The sequence below is a fragment of the Pseudomonas fluorescens genome (assembly GCF_902497895.1).
GTDB classification, from domain to species: domain Bacteria; phylum Pseudomonadota; class Gammaproteobacteria; order Pseudomonadales; family Pseudomonadaceae; genus Aquipseudomonas; species Aquipseudomonas fluorescens_BP.
In genome coordinates this window covers 122817-145149 of the sequence record NZ_CABVHQ010000006.1, presented here as the reverse complement: position 1 = coordinate 145149, position 22333 = coordinate 122817, and the positions used below count along the sequence as shown (strand labels likewise).

Here is a 22333-nt window from a genome sequence, read left to right as displayed (position 1 = left end):
TCAAAGTCTCCTTTCTTCCAAACCGCTAATGGGATTTCTCCCAAGCAGCCCGCCCCATTTCATAAGCTTGCTGAACCTGCTTTTTTGAAAGTAGAACTTCGACTGCGTAATCTCTCCCCCACTCTAAAGCCAGTTCCGAAGCATAGCGACCTTGATTATCTTTAATCAAATAATCGCACTTACCGCTATTGACCAATACACGGACACAATATCGAGCCCCCAATACTGCGGCATAGTGAAGCGCGGTCATCCCCTTTTCATCCCGTTCGTTCACATCCACGCTGCCGGAGTCGATAAGCTTCTTCGTTAAGCGTGCGCTCCCAAGCTTGACGCTGCCGATAAGGGAAATAGCTGATTCTTCATCAACGCCTGAAAAGCCTTTCACTAACTTTTTGTCCTTCGGCACACGCTCAAAATTTTCCGCACGTTTATTTTCTTCTTTCATAAATACTCCTAATAAAGTATCAGCATGAAAGTTTCAGTCAGGATCTGGATAAGTTCTGGCTGTATTAAAAAAATATAAACTATCAGCCCCCTCACCAAATGGTTTACCTTCAGGATCGATTAAATGTCTGTAGCCATGTCGTAGTAGATCTATATGCACAACGGATTCTTTATCAGCGGAACGATCAAAAATTGCACCTCCTTCCTGAACATAAGCAATATTGACTCCTGGCTCTCCACCACCCAGAAATAGATGTAAAAAATTATCCTTCGTCACTGAAAATCCATAACCGACTTGAACAATACGAAGGGTCGTAAATAGATTTTTTCTCTCGTAGGATTCGTAACGCGTGAGCTCCTCAGGGCTGTATTCGTAGATTTCTTCTACACGCACAAACTCTCTAGACGGATCGGGCATAATGCGAAGAGTGAACGTATCCCAGTTACCAAGTTTGTTTTTTTTGCGACAGGTATATGTACCTTCCATGATGGTCAAAAAACATTTCGCTGAGTCTGATGTAGAAGCTAAATATTCGTGAGCAGCCAGCATCTTCTTAAGCCCAATGTCACTTTCATCCATATCTTCCAGACTGAGAATTCCTTCATGCACTAAAAAACGTGTTAAATCTTTTAATCTCTTCAGATCAAGAATGCTTACCCTGGTAGCAAAGCGGCGCAAAGCTTCCGGCCTAAAGGCCAACTCTGCATCATCTTCAGAATAACGATCAATATTGACATCTGAATAAATTATCTCGTCACAAACCCGACTCCACGGCGTCAGGCGTCCATTACTAGCATTAGCGATGCGATATTTTCCTAAAGCAACACGGATTTTGTCGATCTGCCATTCAGTAAACGTGATGTCGTCAAAATCCATGCTCATCTCCTGTTCGCCAGCGCACAAGGAATGCGCGGTGTATCCAGAAAACCCAGCGGTTGCCTCTCTAATAGAAATCGAGGATACCGCGATGACACAACAACTGCTTAGCCGGCTGTCAGGGCATCCGTCCACCGTACTTACTGATCGTGCGGTAACGGCGCGAGGAAACGGCGAGGCAAGCATCATTGACCATTGTGTCAGCGTAGCTCCTAACGCAATCAGTTGAGGACGCTGCCATGAACTCTCCGATGAAAAGCCCACTTTTAGGGCGTCCCCCCACCAGGCAAACGACCGACGAAGCCGGTCTGCTGTCGTTCAAGCTTACGCCGCGCGAGTTGACCCCCATTCGGGCCAAGCTGGCGAATGGGATCAGCGCTGTCATCGGGCTAGGGCTGGCGGCAGCGAATTTCATTCCCCTGCTCCAGGAGCCTCATCCGTATTTGCCCGACCTGGTGACCGCTTTGGGGGTGACGGTGCTCGGATATCACCTGTTGCGCTGGGTCACGTTTGAAGCGTGCCGGGTAACCACCCGGATCGAACTGAGAATGGACGAGGTCAGGGTCAGACTTCTGTCGGGCTGGAAGAGCTACGACCGCCGCATCGAACATCGTTTTGTGCTGCTGCCGCATGACGCCGCCGAATATGAGCAGCGGTTCCATGAGTTCGCCACCCGTAAAGCAGCAGCGAACGGCCAGGTCGTGCAACCGCCCATTTATTACGGTGATTCCTTCCATGTCGTTCTGGTGTATGCGGGTCACCGCATTGATCTCCTGACCGTATATGGCAGACAGCAGGCGGCAGCCATCGTTGCCCGTTTGCAGCATTGCGACCAGCTCCTTGATGCCGAGGCGAAACGTGTCGGCGCGGGAAAAAATCCCCACATCGATGGGGAATGGCATCACACCCCTGGAGGGCTTAACGATGTTTGACCAAATCTACCCCTACTTAAAAATCGTGGCCGCCGCAGGTGGCGGGATCATCGTCGCCTGTATCGCTTTCAACTTCTTGATGTGGCTGGCTGGGGCGCTTTACCGGCAGTCTCTAATCTTCATCGACTACACAGTGCGTCTTCTCATAAAGGGCTCCAGCTGGACGGGCCATTACCTGGGAGCATTCGTCACCGGATGCCTGTCGCTGGTTTTCAACGTCATTCGGGGTACATGGATGTTCCTTTATCAGCCGTGCTTCCTCGCAGGCAGGAATGTGTCCCGCGCCGTTGGCCAGTACGTAAAGCTGCGCCAGTTGTTCTGGAAGTATGGACGCCAGGAGTTCGCAACATTCGGGCAATTCAAACGCCACATGCTGGGTGAAGAAGAGCCACCCCCGAAACCAGAAAAGCCTGCGCCAGAAAAAAGCGGTTATGCACAGGCGCTCGAAGTGCTGGGTTTCTCGGAAACTACGCCGCTCGACAAGACGATGCTTAAAAGCCGACATCGCGAGCTGGCGGCGATTCTTCACCCGGATAAGGCGTTTCCCAATCAGGTGTTCATGCAGCAGGTCAACGATTCCGTTGACTACATCAAGAGGGCAAGAAAATGGACATAACCAAACAGCAAGACAAGCCCCCGAGCTTGTTGGAAAAGGCTCGACAGGAACTGGCAGCGTTCAACCGCAAGCAGCTTTCTGTACCTGAGGCCGCGTCCATTCCCAATACCAGGATCACTACGCGGGAACCATCGCACGGCGAACGGATTCTCTATTGCTCCAAGGTGCCGCAGGCATCGGCTGTTCTGATCCTGAAGCTGCATGAGAAAGGCGCGGAAATCACCGACGTCATCGCGCGTCGCAATGCACCCGCGTCCGCGCAAGGCGGCACTCAAGCCGTGCACGACGATCTGGATATCCGCGCGTTGCTGCTGGGCAACTATCAGGGCTGCCCGTACTGCGATAACGCTGACCTGGTGCTGTGTCCCCGTTGCGGCAACCTGTCTTGCATTGGCAGTCAGCCGAGGATGACCTGCCCGGTCTGTGACCACAGCGCACGTGTGGTCAGCAGCGGGATCAGCCTGGAGGTTTCATGCGGAAAATCCGGGCAACAGGCAAGCTCACAAACGGAGCAACAACTTCTGGCAAAACCGGCAGGGCGACCGGCCCTGCCCCACAGGCCTGGATAGGGCCACCTTAGGTGGAGATCACCGCGATGAACGTGCGTGGCAGGGCTCAGGCGGAACCGAATGGCTCAGCGTCTTTGAGGAGCTTTGTCCGCAGTTCAACCAGCGCTTCGCATTGGGTTGTCAGCTCTTCTTCGTTAATAAAATCGCGGCCCGTCTGCTGCAAGAATTGCTTGATCCAGAGGCGGCTGCCAATGGATCGGTCGTACAGGTCTATGCAGAAAGCGAACAGTACCCGTGCCAGAGCGCGAGCAATGGTACGGGGTGGCAGCCCCTGGCGTTCCAGTCCGCGAATATGTGCCAGCAATTGCTGCTCAATCCATGCCGTGTCTGGTTCATTCAGAAGTTGGCTTAACGATATTGGCAGGTTCTCTCTCATAACACCCTCCTTGGAAAACTTTGCTTTATTGATCCTTTCATACCGCGCGCTCTTGCGTCCAGAAAATTCCGCCGCGTGAATTATTATGAACTCAAACAAAGAGCAGTTCAAAGAAGCGGCACAAGGCGAAGACAAGGATAAGGCGCAGGCCATTGCCGAGATAAAGAATAAACTTCAACAGCGCGTTATAGAACTTGACGAGCAGCAGGCCCTTCGTCGGCCCGATGATATGGAAAAAGCAAAGCAGCAGATCCTGCGCGAACATAACCGTCTGGATTGCAAGCCGTCTTATGCACAACGAAAGACGCTGACATCTAAACTCCTGGATGAACAGGCTGAGCGCATCGTTAAAACGCAGAACCTTAAAGAGTCTAACCAGCTAAGAGCTCAATATCAGAATGAAATTGATACACTTAAAAACTTAAATCGAACCGTCGAACAAAAATCAGATCTCATGCACGAAAGCCCGCGTGAAATCACAAAAATATTTAATGAGATTCCGAAAGACCGGGATAACCATGAACCAGAGCGCGAGCGCTGACCCCGCTTTTTTCTGCTGGCTTAAAAAATCATCGCCTATGGCGATACAGATACACCGTAAAGGTGACGCGGCCCGAAGGGCCGCGCGATTTATGAATGCTCACCGATTCCAGAATACATGCACCTCCCGGTAACCTGTTTCGAGAGTGAACACGTCGCCGTTCAACTCCATGTCACGAGCCATGGCTTCGTAATTAATGTAATAGCTCAGGGACTCAGGTATTTCGGTGGTCTCCTCAGTGAGCTCCTGCGCGTAATCCGCCAGCGATTCATAGCTGCCGCAATAATCCTCTTCGGCTGCCTTGCGGGCTTCCTCGACGCTGGAAAACTGGTTGAGCAACGCACCGCCATAGACTGGGAACTCTTCGATGAAGCAGGCGATCTCGTGCGCAGTATCGATGCCCTCATACTCGCCTAGGGCGTAACCCTCGAAACCTTCATAATCATGGATAGCGTATTCCTCGGCATCCGGTACGGGCGATGCTGCCAGCATGGCGTTAATCTGCTCCTGGATGTCGTCAACATCTTGGGCCGCGTCAATCCACACGCCATGCAAGTAACCGCTGTTATAGGCCGCCAGGTCTGCAACATAAATTCTGGGTTCGGTGGTCATGGTCTTGTCTCCTTTTAGGGCTTCGGGTGCTGTGCGTGAGGTCGCACATGCACCCCTGCCCGTCGGCGAGACCGGGGAGGTAAAACGCAAGGGCTCGATGAAGGGAGGGGGATCACCCGGCCTGCACAAACCTATGCTTTTTATGGGTGCGGAAGGCCGGGGATACCCTTCATCGGGGCAAAGCTTCACCCTTGCGTTGCGCCAGGGGCAGCGCCCCTTAGCAGCTTTTCATTTTTGCGAAAGGGATCGTCACCGGATGGCCGGGACAAGGCTTTCCATTTGGACCGGTGCGCATCAAGCGCATAGAGCCCGGTCTGCCGGAGCAGCCGTCAGATTCGCTATCGTAGTTCCACAGTAATTGTTATCTACCGTTACGCCTCAAGTCGATTACGCGGTGACAATCGACGACCAAGCCCGTCCTCAAACCGTACCAGCCCATAGTGCTAAGGGTTCGGGAAAGATCGGACTTGAATATGACTTGACCCTTGAGTTTTGCTTGTTAGCATTCTTTTAATCTAACTCATCTATCATTTTAATATTAATTAAAATTGGAAAACAAGAGTTGCAAGAGGTTGTCCATCGACAAATAAATGAAGCTGTACCATGCATCCCCATACCCCATAGAAACCAAAACCCTCCAGCCCGCAACGAAGAATATATCGCTGGCCATGCAGGATCAGTGTGTCGTCGCCAATATAACGAATTACTCAGACCAGAATACTCCTTATTTGTACGCCACACCCAATCCGCTGCTTGCCATGACCTACACTATGCCGAAGGGAGTACGTACCGCGAACTGTCACGGTTTATTTGGTACTGAACTCTTATTTATTGATAAGGAGAGTATTATTGGAGATCCGGAACTTCTGGGCGGCATGTACAGCTTCAACTCCCATCAATTTCTTCAGGCTCATCTAGACGGTGTACCAACTGACCAATGGGTATCATCAGAACATGTTGATATAAGCAAGGCCGAATTTATTAGAGTGCAATCAATAAATGATATAATGCGAAGTGGAGTACAGGTCTTTCAAATTTCCGACGACTACGATGCTTATGCATTTTCACTTGATGAGCCAGCGGACTCGTCCGAGTCCAGCATGATACATCACTACGCGCAACTGGTAGAAACTGGAAAACTGCGATGGCTTAACGAGGAACGTTGTATCAATCGCAAGCCTTGCCTTTCAAAAAATGAAGGTGACGACAACTCCGTGGCTTTGTTTTCAATGATCTCCCCTCCAGTATTGTCAAGGTAATGTTCTGCTCGCCTCCGGCCTGATATTGACAGGAAAAGCATCGCCAATTTTCGGGGACTTTATTTCAGAGACAGGACACTAGCGCCTTAATCAGCAAAGTCACACATCGAATGCAAATATGTGTTGAAGCGACAACTCCTTGTCGCTTCCCTCCTGGTAGGGTTCGTTTTAGCGGTGATGACCTTGATGTCCGCCCGAGTTTCTCGCGCATTCGCAGCAAGCCGCCGCGACTTGCTCCGTGTCGGTGAAAATCCAGTTGGTCGGAACGGTAACCTCCGGATCGATATCCGCCTTCTTGCGCGGAATGATCGTCAGCTTGCGTTCTTCGTGATCGGTGCACTCGGTCATCTCTTCATCCTCGGCGATGTCGAAGTGCTTGTGAATGAGGAAGACACCGAACCGTTGCAGGGCGTTGTGCCGCTTGAGAACGTCGCGGATTTCGCGGAAGCACTCGGTGTCGTCGTCGGAAAAAGGAACTAGCTCCGGGCTTCCCATGTAGGGGATCTCGCCCCATTGCATCGCCTGGATCTGCACAGTCGTCATACCGAACTCCTTGATAGAAAGAGAGCGTGATGCGTTGCGCGTGTCGGGACTACTGCACTCCGGTGACGAACATAAGCATCACAGGGAGAGGTTCGTCTGCGGAACGAAAGTTGACGTTTCGAAAACAATCCTCTGAGGACTTTATGCAGTAGGAGCCCCCCAAGAGTCAATCGCTACCAAGCATCTGGACACATCCACATGCGGACAGCGCCCCTTAGCAGCTTTTCGTTCTTGCGAAAGGGATCGTCACCAGAAGGCCGGGACAAGGCTTTACATTGGCCCGGTGCGCGGTCGCGTATAGAGCCCGGCCTGACGGTGCAGTCGTGAGGCTCACCTATCATCTGCGGATCTTATGGGGTTCCGGGGCAATTCCCCTGCCCTTGAGAATAAGGACATCAGCTTAAGGGTACGTCTGCCCCCGTTCTTGCTGTATCAGGCCTCAGGGCTATCATTACGAGTGACGAGATCACAAGAAACTCAAGATTCCTGATATGCCAAATTTCAGAGGCTTTTTTATTGTCTGCATGCCCAATGCACTCATGGAGGAATGAGCTATGGCTCACCCAAAACTATTTCCAGCTACGCTGGCTAGCCTTCAACTGAATCAGATGATGATCGGTGAGGCCTTCGAGGAGATCGCGGCCTGGCTGGAGAAGGAAGGTGCAACAGAGACGGCGATAAAGCTTAGGGTTCGTGTTGGCGATCTGAGGTTCAATGCGGAAGTCATGGAGAAGGCGATTGCTGAATTGCTCATGACGGATGAGAGCGTGCACTGACGACCCTTCTCAGGGCTTGCTCGCGGTCACTTCTCATACTTGAACGAGTTCAAACATGAGAAGTGACATTGGTTAATTATGGCCTTGTCAAAAAATTATTTGATCATTACCAAAAGTTTTTGCGAGAGCTTTCTATAGAAGTCCTCTCTGTTTCGCGGATTTTTTAATTCAGCACAACACTCGGATAATGCTTTGATAGCGTCAGCCTTCTTAATTATACCCTTTAAAATATGAGGCTCTAATTTTTCATCGTATATGTATTGAAGTTCGTTATATCCATTACACTGCCCGCACGCGACGAATTGTGAGTCTTTCTTTCCTTGCGGATGCTCATCCTTGTAATCGTAAAGGTCATTAATGTCCTTTATCGACTTCGGGGAAGCCTCATTCACTTTTCTCACAAGCTCGCGCAACCAGTCGTTACTCATAGGTATCCTTCCTCATTCCTGCATTTCTTCAGAGCAGATTACGCGACGCCTGAGAAAATGGCGACCCAATGATGGCACAAGGCCTGGCTTCTATTAGCAGCCTCACTGCAAGGTCGGGACAAGGCTTTCCATTGGTCCGGTGCGCACCAAGCGCATAGAGCCCGGTCTGCCGGAGCAGCCGTCAGATTCGCCAATATTTTTCCTGGTTCTGATGTCGCTACCTGAGCGTTCATTTCTCTTTCTACCTCACGGCACACCGCGCGCCCTTTGGTTTGACCTGTAGCACTGCCGTCGCCTCCTCCAGCAGCAAGTCATGAATGACTCCTTCTCTCGCGTTACGGCCCTCTGGGGTGCTGCGTGGCCGACGCCTGTGCTGGCACAGCGTCACAAGGCCGCGAAGGGTGGCCGAAAGACGTAGGAGACATGAAATGAAACTGATAACGATCTTTGAACTGGCCGCAAAATCTGAAGGCGAACTGCGCGTGCTGTACCGTGAGGTCTTTAAGGTCGCAGCGCGCGGTGACCGGGAAAGCCTGGAACATCAGAATGCCCTGGCCTCACTGGAGAATATCCACCGCGAGATGAACTCAAGGGCATTGCGCCCTTGATCTTTTACCAGGAAGAAGTACTCGCCTATGATTGAGAAGGTAATCTGTGCTGCATCATTGATGCATTGCTCATCAGCTGGCAATCCCTGCATAGCCACCCGCGAAGTCGGTTAGCTGCCTTTACCCCCTCCCCTCCGGCTGGGGAGAAAAAACTAGTGACAAATTTCCGACACAACGCTTGTAAGGTCAGTGTACCGTTAGAACAACTCATGCGGGCACCTATGCGATCCGGTTTACTGATGTTGAGAGAGCTTTAAGGGGCGAGTGCCAAGTAATTGACGATTGTTGGGCCCCGCGATGAACAGCGATATTGCTTGCACTTCCTCTAATGGGTGTGAAATCATTTTGACATCAAGCATGAATTCTGGAAATCGCAAGAGGCTAGATCGACGCCTAACGAGGGTAAGTCGAAAACTCTCAATGACCATTTTTTAAGGCTGAAGCGGCAACCTGTTCTTTATAGGCTACGGTGCATCCAAATGGGTGCTCGGTAACTTTTAAAACGGACAGTGGTAAGGGAATAACTAACCGTCCTGCAGATTCGCTTTTGCAGTTGAAGGATCTAAATGACTGGCTTCAACCTTTTCAACCCTCTCAAGACACCCTTTGGCTCAAGTACCGGTTTTGCTCGCCGAACCATGATGTCGTTCGCTGCCCTGTTGCTGCTGGCATTCACATTGGCGACAGTCATACTGGTTAAGATCGCCCACAACCAAAATGACCAGGCCCGCGACCAAAGTCTGTTCTTCGCCGAAAAAGCGCTGAAAATCCGCCAGGACAAACTGCAACAGTCCATTGGTGACTATGCCTTCTGGGGCGACGCCTACCAGAATCTGCATGCTCATGTCGATTTGGAGTGGGCCTATACAAGAGGCAATGTGGGAGCGACTCTGTTTGAGAATTTTGGCTATGAAGGGGTGTTTGTCGTCGCGCCGGACAATCGCACAATCTACGCGATGATTGAAGGGCAGTTGCAGCCAACGGAAATCCAGCAATGGTTGCAAGGAGATGTCACCGAGTTATTGGAGGAAGCCAAGGCTCGGGCGGCCGACGAGCAAAGCGTCGTGAAGGTTTTTCAAGTCGCGGGGCGACCTGCCTTGGTCGTTGCCGCGAGCCTCACGCCGGGCATTGATCCGTCAGTGCGGAAAGTGCCCGGGGCCCCTACGGTGCTGTTGTTCGTAGACGTCCTCCGTCCGGACAAGCTTCTGAGCTTGGGCGAGGATTATGCCTTGAAGCAACTGCGTGTAGCCCGAGATGAAGAGGATGCAGCGCTCGGGCCCAGCCTTCGTTTACCCACAGCTGACGAATCGGCCTTCTTGCTTCGCTGGGATCCCGCGCAGCCGGGCCGCCCGCTGTTTTTCTTCATGCTGCCCGCTCTTGGTATCGCCGGGCTGGTCATTGGCGCTCTGAGCTGGCTGGTGATGCGCCATACAATGGTAACCGCGAGATTGCTGGATGAAAGTTACGCCTCACTAGTGGCAAGTGAGGCGCGCTTCCAGGATATCGCGCAAGCGAGCTCTGACTGGCTCTGGGAAACGGATGCGGAGCAACGCTTCAGTTATTTATCCGGAAGATTCGAGGAAATTACCGGCTATACGCCCGAAGTCTGGTTGGGTCGGCCCTTAAGTGATTTTCTGAAATTCGAGTCAGATTCGCTGGCCAGCTGGATAGCCAACCCTGAGGTAAAGGCTACGCCCCACACGCCTCTTCCATGCAGGTATCAGTCAGCCAGTGGAAAGTACTGTCTGTGTAATCTGGTTGTATGTGCGATAAGCGGCCCTGCTGGTGTGCACGGTTACCGGGGAACCGCATGCGATATTACGACGGAGCTGGAAAACCGAGCACGCATTCAGCAATTGCAGCAATATGACGCTCTGACTGGTCTGCCCAATCGTAAACATCTGCAAGAGCGCCTTGAAAAGCGGATGAAGAGTGTCCAGAACAATTCTGTTGCCGTGCTGAGCATCAGTCTTAAACGATTTAAGCATGTTAATGACAGCTTTGGTCGCACGGTTGGAGACCAAGTGTTTGTCGAGATCTCGCAGCGTCTGACAAATTTTCTGCGCACAGAGGACTTACTCGCACGTCATTCCGGTAACGAGTTCATCGTGCTGCTCGATGGTGGATTCGCCCCTCAGGAATACATTGAAAAGCTGTGCAAACGCCTCATCGAATGTGTGGAGCGCCCATTCTGGGTTGCGCATCAGCAGGTCTTTCTCAGCGCCAGGATCGGCATCGCGATCGCGCCCCAGGATGCGGAAGCTGCGCACGAGCTTCTCCGCGCTGCCGAGATCGCGCTGTATCGCGCCAGACACCAGAAAAAAAGTCATTGGTGTTTCTTCACCCATGAGATGGATCGCCAGATTACCGAAAAGAAGCAGCTGGAGAACGATCTGCGCTTTGCCATCAGTAACGACGAATTACGCTTGCACTACCAGCCGCGCTATCGCACCAGCGATCGGCATCTAAGTGGTGTAGAAGCTCTGGTGCGCTGGCTGCATCCGCAGCGAGGGCTGCTCAGCCCCGGCGCGTTCATTCCGTTAGCTGAGCAAACCGGACTGATCGCCCCGCTGGGAGCCTGGGTGTTGCGCCAGGCCTGCTTTCAAGCCATGGGCTTTCCTGAGCCCATCTTCGTCTCGGTGAACCTTTCCCCTGACCAATTTCGCGACCCCAATTTGGTAGCGCAGGTGCAAAGCATTCTGGAGGAATCCGGCCTATCCGCCACTCGTTTGGAATTGGAAATCACCGAAAGCATGATGTTCGATGACGCCGAAGGCGCTCTTGCCACCCTGGATGAACTCAAGACTCTCGGGATTCGACTGTCCATGGACGACTTTGGTACCGGATATTCCTCACTCAGCTACTTGCACAGGTATCCTTTCGACATCCTGAAGATCGACCGTAGTTTTACCGCCCGCCTCGACGATGCCGAAGGCGGTCTGGCAGTTGTCCTAGCCATCGTTGGGCTCGGGCATGCCTTGTCAATGCAGGTGACGGCTGAAGGAGTGGAGAGCGAAGAACAACTGAACCGGCTTGGCGACATGGGTTGTGATGAAGTCCAGGGATTCTACCTCAGCCGTCCGATGCCCATTGAGCAGCTCTGTGCGCTACTGGCGCAAACGCATACGATCGTCACTTAAAACTGAGCCAGGTAAGACGGCTAGCGACAATGCTTCTTGCCCGGCGGATACCCAATGCAGCAGGTGATCCCGTTGCATACGATGCCTCACAAGCCAAAACCCGGACGCCCGAGGCTCCGAACGCCCAAAATACAGACAACACGACATCATCGAGCGGAGATTCAGTTGGTTGAAAGAAAATCATCGTATCTGTACCCGATACGACAAGCTGGCAAGAAGCATCGTGGCCATTGGCGCACCGGCATGTAAATCGCGTAGGCCAAGAACTTACTTCTCGTACAAAATTTATTGTCACGAGCAGAAAGCTCAATTACTTAGTATAATTATTTATCCTAATATTTGATTACAAACTATTAGTTATAAGATACTAAATGGCGCACCTTAATTATTAACGCGCTCGAAAATCTTCTCAATTTTTTCTTTCAATACTTGTGCAGTAAAGGGCTTGATTACGTAACCGTTCACGCCAGCCTGGGCGGCTTTGATGATCTGCTCTCGTTTAGCTTCGGCGGTCACCATTAAAACCGGAAGGTGTTTGATACGATCGTCAGCACGTACATAAGTCAAAAGATCAATACCGGACATACCAGGCATGTTCCAGTCAGTAATTAGAAAATCGAAGTTACCGCTTTGCAGCATCGGTAGCGCAGACGTTCCGTCATCTGCTTCAGACGTGTTGGTGAATCCAAGATCACGCAACATGTTTTTTATGATCCGTCGCATCGTTGAAAAGTCATCAACGATGAGGATTTTCATGTTCCTATTCAATTCAACCTCTAGATAATCTTCACTGCACCCATCAATTGGACGCGAATTTCAATTTAAATCCAAAGCGCCCGTGCCTCGCCGCATTGGCGAGGTTAACAGTCGCTCACCAAAAAACTCCAAGTGCCCGCGCGGGCTCACCGGTAATGGCCACGCATCTATTTTTTGCGCGATAGACTTGAATGCCAGGGAGCACGAAGAGCGGGGAAAAACATCATACACAGCACGCTGTTTTCTCACAGCCTTGCGCATGCATTCATCATAAGGCACGGCACCAACATATTGTAAGCTCACGTCAAGAAAAAGATTAGTAACACGGATCAACCTAGCAAAAAGGTTGACCCCTTCTTGGGGGCTTTGAGTCATATTGACGAGTATGCGGAAACGATTCATGCCGTAAGAATGGTTGAGCATTTTAATCAGCGCATAGGTGTTGGTAAGTGAGGTTGGCTCGTCACACACAACCATCAACACTTCCCGGGATGCACGAATACAACTGATAACTGAACCACCTATACCGAAGGCCGTGTCGATGACCAGCACGTCGAGCTTTTCGTCGACATCACTAAAGGCTTGAATTATTCCGGCGTGCTGAGCTGATGTTAGATGACTCATCCTTTGACAGCCCGAAGCTGCAGGAACGATGCTGATTCCGCGAGGCCCTCGCAGAAGTACATCCTGCAGTTCGCACTGCCCCTTGATTACGCTGGCAAGATTTTTTTGGGGGGCTAATCCGAGTAAAACATCTACATTTGCCAAGCCGAGATCAGCATCAAGCAGCATGACCTGGCGGCCACGCTCAGCCAATGCCAGGGACAAGTTTACTGCTACATTGGTCTTACCGACACCACCTTTGCCACCTGTCACAGCAATGACCTGCACGGGATGCATGCGGTTCATTTCTCTAATCTCCTAGTCGCGTAGGTGTTGGCCGCCTTCTGTCTTCGACATTTAATACAAGGAGGCTATTCTGATCTGATCGAGGTGAAGGCACGATTTTATCGTTTTGCTTGGGCGAACCTAAGTTGCACTAAAAACGTTACTATCTGAAGCTTTACTTATTTGGAGTCTTTAAAACTTTCACACCTGGTTAGACAAAGGAAAAAACGTACCAATTTTCAGCTGGCTATGCAAAAGCAATGCGAGTCTTCAAAACATTCCATTCTATCTGCACGACGGTGTTTCCAGCATCGGAATTTTGACTTATGAAGCGATTTTGCATGCCATAATTTAAGCGGATAACTTCCAATGAAGGCAGCAGCTTGATCAAAAACGAATTGTAAAACCTCGTCGACTTGCGCCTTAGCACCTGTATTTTCTTCAAGCTAACCCCGACAATAAAGCTGGCGCATGAATGATGATCGGTTACTTTTACAAATATTAACTTTCTAATTAAGCATCGTTTTTATTTGTCAATTTCCTGGTGTTAGCCAGCCTCTCACATTGTAAACTTCGTGTAGTTTGCTTACTACTTCTGCGGCCTCTGACTTGTTTTTGTAAGGCCCTACGACAATAAAATTATTTTCCAATCGAATTGTTGACAAGTGCATTCCCTTTATCGCTGCAGCGGATTTGTTACGGGTCAACGCGCTAGATAGCGTAATTTCTATCACCCAAATATCGGCGCTTTCGGTTGAGCGATCTTTATTCTTTGAATGCTTTATTATTGTGCTGCATTGAAAGCACGATTGATACGATAGCGGCGTTAAAACCGGCCTGAGAGAGCAGAGATGAAATGGTTTTTCCGATACATTGCTAGCCGATTTTTTTCTGCGGAAAAACATCACCAGCAATCCCGCCAACCCTATAAATCCACCTGCTACCAGCAAGTACCGCAACCAAGCAGTCATGGAGTTTATATCTCGGAAATCAGCGTTATCTGATATATTTTCTAAATCCGTAAATTTAGATGAGGTGAGAGTGCCTAGATTGCTTTGTAGATCGCCAAATTTCTGACTTAGCAGTGTTCTTGAAGAGGCCTCCTCAGCATGGTTAATTCCTGATGCGCTGTTTGAATGTATATGATTTTTCTCAGAGCACCACACAATAGTATTTTTTGTAAAAAACACCACTCCGAGCACTAATACTTGTATGGTCACCCCAAATATAATAACTTTTGAGTTTAGATTCCACATAAATACCCCTATAGAAGTCTGAAGTAGAGCAATCTACCCAAGGCCTCATAGCACGGCCTCTTCATTAAACAATGGCCCCACGAAAAACGGCATTTTTCAAGAATCACGTCAACGTTTTTCAGCAATCAGCGCCTTATAAGGCGGATTTTCCGTCTCACGGGTGCACCTCTCCTGCGATCAGAAATTAATTTGTAGCCATCCATAGGCTTGACAGAGCAAACATCGCGGTCAGTTTTGTCGTGATTCTCACTAACCCTTGGCAGAGTTCGTGTTTTCCTGCAACCGACGTAAGTTGAGGATCGTGGATTCATCAGGAGCTCGATCCAGATGCAGTCCCACGAACTGGCGCAGAATCGTGGTCTCGTAAAGCGCTCCGCCCATCGCAGAATCGCTATAGCTGAACGTGCTTTGCATTTCTTGAACCCGTAAATGGCCGTTAACGGATACGCCGGACGACCTCCTTCGTCCCTCGGATAATGCGACTCGATCAACGCAATCAAGCCTTTCCAGGGCCCGACCCAATCCATTTCAATCAGGAAACATTCGCGACGGGTCTGCTTACGCTGCAAGCGTACTCGGCGTCGAAAAAGGACATCTGCTTCACGGGTTCCACAGTTCGATTCGGAGGACGGGCTATATCACTAGATATGGAGGGCTTCTTCAGGGCCTCCCATGGGTGGCATTTTAGCATCATCCTAGAAGACAACGGAATATTGGCGTCAAGATAATGATAGATTTCTGATGAAAAAACCGCTTATCGAGGGCTTTTATGCTTTCCAGCTCCAGTACCCAGCGACGCCTCGAACTTCCTCTCCTGCATTGGCCAGAGCTAAGCGAACTCGACGTTGATGCTGCAACGAATGCGGAACGCAAGCCAGCCGCTGTCTACTCCAGCAACTGCGTGGCGTCGGCCCGATGATTCCACCCGCATCGGCGTCATAAACGGTGGCCGACAGCTGCCGCCTCACTGGGTCTGACACCGAAGCAACGCAGCTCCGTCGGTAAGGATCAATGCTTGGCTCAGCAAGCGCCGCCATGCATGTTTGCGAACACTGATGGTTCATGGCGCACGCTCTGTGTTGCCTACAACCAAGTCAAAAGGCGATCGACTTAGCCAGTTGGCCGCCGCCTAGCCCATCATGGCCCCGTATCGAAACGATGCCGTATCTGGAGGCCCAATATACGTATGCCGTCGGCACGGGGACAAAGCAAAGTGGCTTGCAATGAGGAGGATTCCATAGACGGCTATTGGTTAATTCATTGAGGCTCTCGATGAGCTCTCAGCCAAGCCATTCAGGTGGAACAAGACGGCCGAATCGATTATCAACTCTGTCACGATAAAAACAAATTATTGAACTATTCTTCAGGGTTCAAGATACATTTTTCATCAGTCCTTACCCATGGAGAACCTGTATATGCTTGTTGTTCCTCTACTGTCTGAGCGTGTAAATGGCCGTACGCGAGCCAGCTGGCGGCAATTGGTTCAGGCCGTCTATGAAAGCCCCACCTATGAACTGGCCTATAGGTACATGTGTCTGGCCGATGGCTACCTCCAAGCCCTCAACGATGCTGAACTGATTGATGATGCTCAGTATCAGAGCTTGTACGACTTTGTGCAGAAAATTCGAATCGACTGCTCTGAGGATAAATAGGGTAGCTCGCCAATCTCGGCTTATAAAATTCGAAAGTCTCATTTCCATAGCCGTCGGTGTGGAGAGAGAGTAGGAAGCTCAGTTATGCCCCAGTCGTTAGACGATCAATCGAACAGAGCCTTTGAGCAGCAGGCGCGGCTCAGTGCCCTCGACTGCTCCATGGCAATCCGAGCACAGTGACCGCACCATCGAAACAATGTGAAGATTCAGTGATGAGATACAAACAGTAACAAATTGCGTAGCAAGGTGTGTTTATAATAATGGTCATGCACAAAAACATATTAAAGAGGCGCAATGAATAACTTATTCACGCCTGCAATAGTTGACATACATAAATTGTCGGGACTGAAAAATGCGGCCCGCGGGGCCGCAATTTTTTAAAACAGCGAGAGCTGCCGGGCTTGCGCCTGTGCGTCGAGCCATGCCGGGGATTGAGCGGCGTGCTCCAGCCACGCGCGTACGCAGGCTACCGCGCCGCCTCCTGCCTCGATGTTGTCGGCGTGTTGGCGCGGTCGAAGCGCGAGCGATACCCGGTTGGCGCTGATCGGCAGCGGTGCCCGTCCTGCGGCGCTGATTTGCAGATGGGCAAGCGCATAGCCGTAAGTGGTGCGGTAGCTCTCCGACCAGTTCGGGGTGTACAGGGCCTCTATGGTGAGGCCCTGCCAAATGAAGGTTTCGCGGATGGCTGTCATGATGAAATCCTTTTCATGCGGTTGAGGGGAACGTTAGCGGTTCCAGAACACATGCACCTGCCGATAGCCCGTTTCGAGTGTGAACACGTCGCCGCTCAACTCCATGTCGCGAGCCATGGCTTCGTAATTGATGTAATAGCGTAAGTGTTCGGGGATTTCGGTGGTCTCCTCAGTGATCTCCTGCGCGTAATCCGCCAGCGATTCATAGCAGCCGCAATAATCCTCCTCGGCGGCTTTGCGGGCCTCCTCAACGCTGGAAAACTGATCCAGCAGAGCCCCGCCGAACGCGGGGAATTCTTCGATGAAGCAGGCGATCTCGTGCGCGGTATCGATCCCCGCATATTCGCCAAGCCTGTAACCGTCAAAACCTTCGTAATCGTGAATCGCGTATTCCTCCGCGTCCCCGACCGGCGATTGCTCCAGCATGGCGTTGATTTGATCCTGAATTTCTGACGCGTCCAATGTCGCGTCGATCCATACCCCGTGAAGATAACCGCTGTTATAGGCGGCCAGATCTGCAACGTAAATTCTTGGTTCGGTGGTCATGGTCTTGTCTCCTTCTAGGGCTTCGGGTGCTGTGCGTGAGGTCGCACATGCACCCCTGCCCGTCGGCGAGACCGGGGAGGTAAAACGCAAGGGCTCGATGAAGGGAGGGGGATCACCCGGCCTGCACAAACCCATGCTTTTTTATGGGTGCGGAAGGCTGGGGATACCCTTCATCGGGGCGAAGCTTCACCCTTGCGTTGCGCCAGGGGCAGCGCCCCTTAGCGGCTTGCGAAAGGGATCGTCACCGGATGGCCGGGACAAGGCTTTCCATTGGCCCGGTGCGCATCAAGCGCATAGAGCCCGGTCAGCCGGAGCAGCCGTCAGATTCGCCAATATTTTTCCTGGTTCTGATGTCGCTATCAGAGAGCTCTTTTCTCTTTCTTCCTATCGTCACGCCTCGCGTCCTTTTGTTTGACCTGTAGCACTGCCGTCGTCTCCTCCTGCAGCAAGTCATGAATGACTCCTTCTCTCACGTTACGGCCCAGTTGGGGTGCTGCGTGGCCGACGCCTGTGCTGGCACAGCGTCACAAGGCCGCGAAGGGTGGCCGAAAGACGTAGGAGACATGAAATGAAACTAATAACGATCTTTGAACTGGCCACAAAATCTGAAAGCGAACTACGGGTGCTATACCGGGAGGTCTTCAATATCGCAGTGCGCGGTGACCGGGAAAGCCTGGAGCATCAGAATGCCCTGGCCTCGCTGGAGAATATCCACCGCGTGATGATCTCAAGGGCGTTGCGCCCTTGAGGTCTAATTTTAATGCGCCTTACCTTTCGAGAACTTAAGCGTGTGCTCGCCTTTCTTGTAGAAAGGACCTACCACATAGTTGGAAGTATTCAGTTTTGGATCGATCATGGATGTGGTGCAGATCACTTGATAGTCATTCTCCAGCTCATCACACTTCTCTACCAAGACTCGCTGGAAATTCTGGCTTCTGGCTTCCATCATCCCCTTATCCTCAATGTTATCCAGCATAAGGAAACGTGGATAACGCGCCATCTGATCCTTTACAGAGTGAATGAATATGGCGACACGAATGGAGTTTTTCAGGATAACCATGGAACTGGCTGAGAATTTCGATCTGCCGTTTACAGCCATCTTGTCTCGTGCGAAATCAAAAGTAACGTCCTCGGGATCTTCAAAGACGTTTTCATAGCCGCCGTCCGCCTTAATGAACTCTTTGGCGATCTCCTCGATGTCAGAGTAAACGTCCTGGTAGCGATTTTTTGTCGCCTCGGCCAATGCCTCCAGCTTCTCTTTCAAGGTGGTGATACGAGTATTGGCGCCTGTCTTCCGGGTCGTAAGGTCTTCAATTTGATCTACCATCTTCAATTTTTCGCCGTAGCTGGTAATTTGGCTACGAGCAAACCCTATTTGCGCGCCGATCTCCGAGATCGCTGCGTCTACTGCGTCGGCATTAGACATCAGCTCGGCATACTCCATTTTCAGGGAGTTGAGTCGATGCGAGATCATGGGAAGCGAAGAGCTTATGCTGTCAGACTTGGCTTGATACTTTTTTAGCAAGTATTCGCTTTCACGAATCTGGAAGTGGATTTCATTTATTTTTTGAATGTATGAGTAATGGCGTTTTTCAAGATCAAAGCCAGCTTTGCATAAGCCGCACGCCGATCCATCGGGATGTGACTCGATAGGACTTAGACAGGCGGGACAATATTTGAATATCAATTCACCAAGAGAAGAGCTAGTTGTCTTGGAATTTTCGAGAGCGGCAAGGCGCTGCTTGAGAGATTGCAGAAATAGCTTTGTATCCACGATCTCCGAGGTGATGATGGATTTCCGCTCTTCCATGTCTGCCTTATCTGCGGAGAGCGTTTCAAGCTCTTCCGCGATAGCGGTTGCGCGCTCCCGGACACCTTCAGTTACATGTTCCAGCTTCTCATGCCTAATAGATTTCCGTTTTTCCTCCAGCACGATAATTTCGGCATTCAGAACAGCTAAATCAGACTCGATTCTTTCCCGCCTGATAAGAGCGGCGTCAGCGCCGAGGAAACGGTAAATAGCCTTCAGTTCACTGGTAAGCGCATCGAACTCTCTGTTGGCATCAATAAGCTCCTGACGCAGGTTGTGCGCTTCGAGGTCATCAATGCCAAGTAAGTACTCTCCGACAGCCTTGCGAATGTCGGCGTTGTCGTAGTTCTTGTCTTCTTTCAGAAGTTTAGTGGTTTGTGTTAACTGATCAACATACATCAAACGCAGAATCTGATGCATCGTCAAATTTTTCGATTCATCGGTTTTGTGTGATGGAAGGCCCATCAACAGGAAAAGCTGCTGCGAATAGCTATGAGTGTCCCTATTGCGGGCATTGGGATATCTAAACCAATTGAGATTGTCGGCCAGGGCAGCATCGGCATTCCCTTCATAGAGATACATCGCCGCTTTGCCTGTTTCTGAAATCTCTCGTTTCAGACAAAAGGCTTTATAGTTGAGCTTAACCTCCACAATAGTATCATCGCAGGCGATTTGCTCTTCTGTCCAGTCGGTAATCTCCGCACCTAAGCCGTAGTACAAGAGATCCATGATGGTGGATTTGCCTGTGCCGTTATCACCGCGAATGATATTGACGCCAAACTTGAATGTCTGGTCGTAGACGAACTCACCGGACTTGATAACCAGAAACCGGGTAACGAATAGGGTCGGCCCTTTATCAGCAAAAAAAACTTCAGGTATCATATTTATATTCCATTAATCCAGACCTGGACTTCAATCCAGACTTTCCATTGAATTCGAGAACGGGAAGTTCGTTCGCAATAAATCTGAACCATTCTTCGCTAACTGTTTCGTCGGACATGAGTCGTGCCATTAGCTCGCCGGGGAGCGCGGTTTCAGACCGGGCAACAATGCCTTCCTGAAATTTTTCAAGATCGATCAGATCCTTGGCCAGAATATTTTGAATGGCCGTATTCTGTATGGGCTCCAGCTCAAAAAGAATGCGTTTGGTGTTCAGCATCGATTCATAGGCGTCAGGCAGAGCATTGATGAGTTTCTTGTACGACCTCAGCGTAACCGGCAAGGGTGCTACCTGTTTAAGCAAATGCGGGAATAGAACATAAAAATCCATCAGCCTTAGCAGATCCCATTGAAACTCTTTGTGGATTGAAGAGTTCAGGATGAGCAGGATTCGATAAATACTATGATTTATATCGTATGCGGGGTGATAGATAAGCATGTTATTCGGCCCACACGAGATGGCATTTGCCGGTCAGGAAGTAAAGCATTCCGAGGACATGCTGTGTTGTAATCGAAGAATTAAAGCTGACGATTGACTGGTACACAGAATCGACGATGTGATCCTGCACTGCTTTGTCAACAACCGACTTGTCCTTCTTCTCCAGAATCAGGGGGCGAATCTTTTGATTGAAAGTGGTGTCGATCATAGCCAGAACGTGCGCATAAACCTTCTGTTCAATCAATGACATCTGGCGCTTCGCAAGCATCCTTTCAAATTTGTTCTTCAAGTAGATGGCATTTTCGATCAAGTCCTGACGATTGCCGTTCGCGAGCTTGCCTTCAACACCGATGATAGGCCGCCCTGGCCTATCCGTCGTGTATTCGGCGAGCTCCTCGATAATGGATTCGAGCTCGGGATTTTCCTGGATCGAAAGCTTCAAGGCGCGGATTGCCTTTTCCAGGGGAAGCAGCACTGCTTCATTGACGTACTTGTCCCCCAGAACCGCATCGCCTTGTACCTCGCCATGAAACGCAGCGCTATTCCCCATTTTCTTCCCTTGCGTTTACGGTTTTGTCGCCGAGAACAACATCGCCCTTGATGATGGTCCTGTGGAAGACGGCCTTGTTTTCTTTATGAATAGTGGTATCGGGCTTTTTTCCAAAATTAACGATGGCAGCGTACAGGCAGACAAATAGGCCGCCTGTGACCACCAGCACAAATTCAAACTTCTGCTCTGTGCCAAATATGGCTATCAGCTGATGTTCAAATGCCTGCCCCAGAAACCACCAGATCAAAAAGCAAACGATGGCTACGGGGCCACCAGCCTTCAACGCTGCTTTCCAAAACTCATCCATTGCCCCAACTCCTATTACTACAATCTTTTTTATGCTTATTCCAGCTGCGCCGCCACAGTGGCGACATGTCCTGCAAGACTGGTCACAAAGGTTTTGAGGCTGGTCAAATCGGAAAGAGATGCGTGCTCTCCTGAGCCAACAGCGTCACGCGGCGAGGCGATCAGCGCGGCGGAAGAATAGAGCTGCTCCTGCATCAGCCGCTGGCACAGAATGTCGTATCGGTTCAAATACGATGCCCCGTTGAACTCCTTGAACGTCGGGAAGTGAGGCGACTTGTCACGAACGGGTGTCCGCGAGCCTGGAGCATCTTCGACCACCATCAGCCAGCCAATGAAAGGCCGGGGGTGCTTACCGAACGCGCCTTCACGGTAGGCAGTCCACAGGCAGTGTGCTGTGCCGATGGCTTCTTCCGTTCTGTTGTTGAAGTTGTTCCCGAAAGACGGCCCCACCTGGCTCTTGAGCTCAATGGCGGCAATCAGCTGGCCCTTGTGTATGACGATAATGTCCCAGAGCTTGGTGGGCCTGAAGTAGCCCGGAAGCGTCAGGGCAGCCTTTTGCTGATGAATCTGCGCGTGGGCCAGGCCGTTTTTCTTTACGATCTCTGTGATGAGATCGGTAAAGCCATCCATATTCTTGCCGCCGGTTACACCGGCGCGCTCGCCTTGATCCGCTTTGCCGGATTCCATTTGCTTTGTCTTCGCGTCATCCCTGCTCTGCCAGAAGGCTTTTATAGCGTCAGGAGTCTTGCTCTCATAATCAACAAGGTCTAGCGGCACA

At 50.7% G+C, this 22333-nt stretch carries 26 protein-coding genes and 2 pseudogenes; 11 read left to right on the top strand and 17 right to left on the bottom strand.

Annotated elements, in window-relative coordinates:
* Nucleotides 1–25: 25 nt before the first annotated feature.
* Nucleotides 26–445, bottom strand: coding sequence for an ankyrin repeat domain-containing protein (locus F8N21_RS05060; RefSeq protein WP_150641078.1), 420 nt, complete (start codon nucleotides 443–445; stop codon nucleotides 26–28).
* A 33-nt stretch (nucleotides 446–478) separates the two neighbouring features.
* Entirely contained in the window at nucleotides 479–1321 is an 843-nt protein-coding gene (locus F8N21_RS05055; protein ID WP_150641077.1) for a hypothetical protein, read from the bottom strand.
* Nucleotides 1322–1560: 239 nt separating this feature from the next.
* Between F8N21_RS05055 and F8N21_RS05050 the strand changes: the two genes are divergently transcribed.
* From F8N21_RS05050 to F8N21_RS05040, 3 genes are read left to right on the top strand one after another with little or no spacing between them, the layout of a single operon-like run.
* Nucleotides 1561–2253 (top strand): hypothetical protein, encoded by a 693-nt coding sequence (locus tag F8N21_RS05050; protein ID WP_150641076.1) that lies wholly within the window; start codon nucleotides 1561–1563, stop codon nucleotides 2251–2253.
* Complete coding sequence (locus F8N21_RS05045) at nucleotides 2246–2869, top strand: J domain-containing protein (protein WP_150641075.1); 624 nt, start codon at nucleotides 2246–2248, stop codon at nucleotides 2867–2869. The genes F8N21_RS05050 and F8N21_RS05045 overlap by 8 nt, the downstream gene beginning before the upstream one ends.
* Nucleotides 2860–3438, top strand: coding sequence for a TerY-C metal binding domain-containing protein (locus F8N21_RS05040; RefSeq protein ID WP_150641074.1), 579 nt, complete (start codon nucleotides 2860–2862; stop codon nucleotides 3436–3438). The genes F8N21_RS05045 and F8N21_RS05040 overlap by 10 nt, the downstream gene beginning before the upstream one ends.
* 46 nt (nucleotides 3439–3484) lie before the next feature.
* On the opposite strand, the gene F8N21_RS05035 is transcribed toward F8N21_RS05040, so the two are convergent.
* Complete coding sequence (locus tag F8N21_RS05035; RefSeq protein WP_150641073.1) at nucleotides 3485–3814, bottom strand: hypothetical protein; 330 nt, start codon at nucleotides 3812–3814, stop codon at nucleotides 3485–3487.
* Nucleotides 3815–3899: 85 nt separating this feature from the next.
* Between F8N21_RS05035 and F8N21_RS05030 the strand changes: the two genes are divergently transcribed.
* Complete coding sequence (locus F8N21_RS05030) at nucleotides 3900–4355, top strand: hypothetical protein (protein ID WP_150641072.1); 456 nt, start codon at nucleotides 3900–3902, stop codon at nucleotides 4353–4355.
* Between the two features lie 99 nt (nucleotides 4356–4454).
* Here F8N21_RS05030 and F8N21_RS05025 read toward each other — a convergent pair whose 3' ends face one another.
* A complete protein-coding gene (locus tag F8N21_RS05025) occupies nucleotides 4455–4967 on the bottom strand; it encodes an antirestriction protein ArdA (RefSeq protein WP_150641071.1) in 513 nt (170 codons plus the stop codon).
* Between the two features lie 590 nt (nucleotides 4968–5557).
* Between F8N21_RS05025 and F8N21_RS05020 the strand changes: the two genes are divergently transcribed.
* Complete coding sequence (locus tag F8N21_RS05020) at nucleotides 5558–6226, top strand: hypothetical protein (RefSeq protein WP_150641070.1); 669 nt, start codon at nucleotides 5558–5560, stop codon at nucleotides 6224–6226.
* Between the two features lie 168 nt (nucleotides 6227–6394).
* On the opposite strand, the gene F8N21_RS05015 is transcribed toward F8N21_RS05020, so the two are convergent.
* Complete coding sequence (locus tag F8N21_RS05015; RefSeq protein WP_150641069.1) at nucleotides 6395–6769, bottom strand: hypothetical protein; 375 nt, start codon at nucleotides 6767–6769, stop codon at nucleotides 6395–6397.
* A 554-nt stretch (nucleotides 6770–7323) separates the two neighbouring features.
* Here F8N21_RS05015 and F8N21_RS05010 point away from each other — a divergent pair.
* Nucleotides 7324–7545, top strand: a complete 222-nt coding sequence (locus tag F8N21_RS05010; RefSeq protein WP_150641068.1) for a hypothetical protein — start codon at nucleotides 7324–7326, stop codon at nucleotides 7543–7545.
* 95 nt (nucleotides 7546–7640) lie between these two features.
* Here F8N21_RS05010 and F8N21_RS05005 read toward each other — a convergent pair whose 3' ends face one another.
* Nucleotides 7641–7973 carry a hypothetical protein gene (locus tag F8N21_RS05005; protein WP_150641067.1) on the bottom strand — a complete coding sequence of 111 codons (333 nt, stop codon included), beginning with the start codon at nucleotides 7971–7973 and terminating at the stop codon, nucleotides 7641–7643.
* A 428-nt stretch (nucleotides 7974–8401) separates the two neighbouring features.
* Between F8N21_RS05005 and F8N21_RS05000 the strand changes: the two genes are divergently transcribed.
* The 3 genes and pseudogenes from F8N21_RS05000 to F8N21_RS04990 form a co-directional block, all read left to right on the top strand.
* The gene (locus F8N21_RS05000; protein ID WP_150641066.1) at nucleotides 8402–8581 is read left to right on the top strand and encodes a hypothetical protein; all 180 of its coding nucleotides are present in this window, start codon (nucleotides 8402–8404) and stop codon (nucleotides 8579–8581) included.
* Between the two features lie 566 nt (nucleotides 8582–9147).
* Nucleotides 9148–11721, top strand: a complete 2574-nt coding sequence (locus tag F8N21_RS04995; protein ID WP_150641065.1) for an EAL domain-containing protein — start codon at nucleotides 9148–9150, stop codon at nucleotides 11719–11721.
* Nucleotides 11722–11769: 48 nt separating this feature from the next.
* Nucleotides 11770–12064, top strand: a pseudogene (locus F8N21_RS04990) (hypothetical protein); the annotation flags it as partial.
* 38 nt (nucleotides 12065–12102) lie between these two features.
* Here the strand turns inward: F8N21_RS04990 and F8N21_RS04985 are convergent.
* The 4 genes and pseudogenes from F8N21_RS04985 to F8N21_RS04970 all read right to left on the bottom strand — a co-directional run.
* The gene (locus tag F8N21_RS04985; RefSeq protein ID WP_191624193.1) at nucleotides 12103–12477 is read right to left on the bottom strand and encodes a chemotaxis response regulator CheY; all 375 of its coding nucleotides are present in this window, start codon (nucleotides 12475–12477) and stop codon (nucleotides 12103–12105) included.
* Between the two features lie 60 nt (nucleotides 12478–12537).
* Nucleotides 12538–13386 (bottom strand): MinD/ParA family protein, encoded by an 849-nt coding sequence (locus F8N21_RS04980; RefSeq protein WP_150641063.1) that lies wholly within the window; start codon nucleotides 13384–13386, stop codon nucleotides 12538–12540.
* 512 nt (nucleotides 13387–13898) lie between these two features.
* Nucleotides 13899–14621: a hypothetical protein gene (locus F8N21_RS04975; protein WP_150641062.1), complete on the bottom strand. Its 723-nt coding sequence runs from the start codon at nucleotides 14619–14621 to the stop codon at nucleotides 13899–13901.
* Nucleotides 14622–14873: 252 nt separating this feature from the next.
* Nucleotides 14874–15225 (bottom strand): annotated as a pseudogene (locus tag F8N21_RS04970) (transposase); the annotation flags it as partial.
* An 811-nt stretch (nucleotides 15226–16036) separates the two neighbouring features.
* Between F8N21_RS04970 and F8N21_RS04965 the strand changes: the two are divergent.
* Nucleotides 16037–16273, top strand: a complete 237-nt coding sequence (locus F8N21_RS04965; RefSeq protein WP_150641061.1) for a hypothetical protein — start codon at nucleotides 16037–16039, stop codon at nucleotides 16271–16273.
* Nucleotides 16274–16650: 377 nt separating this feature from the next.
* Here F8N21_RS04965 and F8N21_RS04960 read toward each other — a convergent pair whose 3' ends face one another.
* Both F8N21_RS04960 and F8N21_RS04955 read right to left on the bottom strand, forming a co-directional pair.
* A complete protein-coding gene (locus tag F8N21_RS04960; protein WP_150641060.1) occupies nucleotides 16651–16965 on the bottom strand; it encodes a hypothetical protein in 315 nt (104 codons plus the stop codon).
* Between the two features lie 33 nt (nucleotides 16966–16998).
* Nucleotides 16999–17511, bottom strand: a complete 513-nt coding sequence (locus F8N21_RS04955; RefSeq protein ID WP_150641059.1) for an antirestriction protein ArdA — start codon at nucleotides 17509–17511, stop codon at nucleotides 16999–17001.
* Nucleotides 17512–18079: 568 nt separating this feature from the next.
* On the opposite strand from F8N21_RS04955, the gene F8N21_RS04950 reads away from it, so the two are divergent.
* Nucleotides 18080–18259 (top strand): hypothetical protein, encoded by a 180-nt coding sequence (locus F8N21_RS04950; protein WP_150641058.1) that lies wholly within the window; start codon nucleotides 18080–18082, stop codon nucleotides 18257–18259.
* 9 nt (nucleotides 18260–18268) lie between these two features.
* Here the strand turns inward: F8N21_RS04950 and F8N21_RS04945 are convergent, their stop codons facing one another.
* Genes F8N21_RS04945 through F8N21_RS04925 form a run of 5 tightly spaced genes read right to left on the bottom strand, consistent with a single transcriptional unit; the run spans nucleotide 18269 to nucleotide 22332 of the window.
* Entirely contained in the window at nucleotides 18269–20203 is a 1935-nt protein-coding gene (locus F8N21_RS04945; protein ID WP_150641057.1) for an AAA family ATPase, read from the bottom strand.
* Nucleotides 20193–20699 (bottom strand): ABC-three component system middle component 5, encoded by a 507-nt coding sequence (locus F8N21_RS04940; RefSeq protein ID WP_224788162.1) that lies wholly within the window; start codon nucleotides 20697–20699, stop codon nucleotides 20193–20195. The genes F8N21_RS04945 and F8N21_RS04940 overlap by 11 nt, the downstream gene beginning before the upstream one ends.
* 1 nt (nucleotide 20700) lies before the next feature.
* Complete coding sequence (locus F8N21_RS04935; RefSeq protein WP_150641056.1) at nucleotides 20701–21249, bottom strand: ABC-three component system protein; 549 nt, start codon at nucleotides 21247–21249, stop codon at nucleotides 20701–20703.
* The gene (locus tag F8N21_RS04930; protein ID WP_150641055.1) at nucleotides 21239–21556 is read right to left on the bottom strand and encodes a hypothetical protein; all 318 of its coding nucleotides are present in this window, start codon (nucleotides 21554–21556) and stop codon (nucleotides 21239–21241) included. The genes F8N21_RS04935 and F8N21_RS04930 overlap by 11 nt, the downstream gene beginning before the upstream one ends.
* A gap of 35 nt (nucleotides 21557–21591) precedes the next feature.
* Nucleotides 21592–22332 carry a PaeR7I family type II restriction endonuclease gene (locus F8N21_RS04925; protein WP_150641054.1) on the bottom strand — a complete coding sequence of 247 codons (741 nt, stop codon included), beginning with the start codon at nucleotides 22330–22332 and terminating at the stop codon, nucleotides 21592–21594.
* Nucleotide 22333 lies beyond the last annotated feature (1 nt).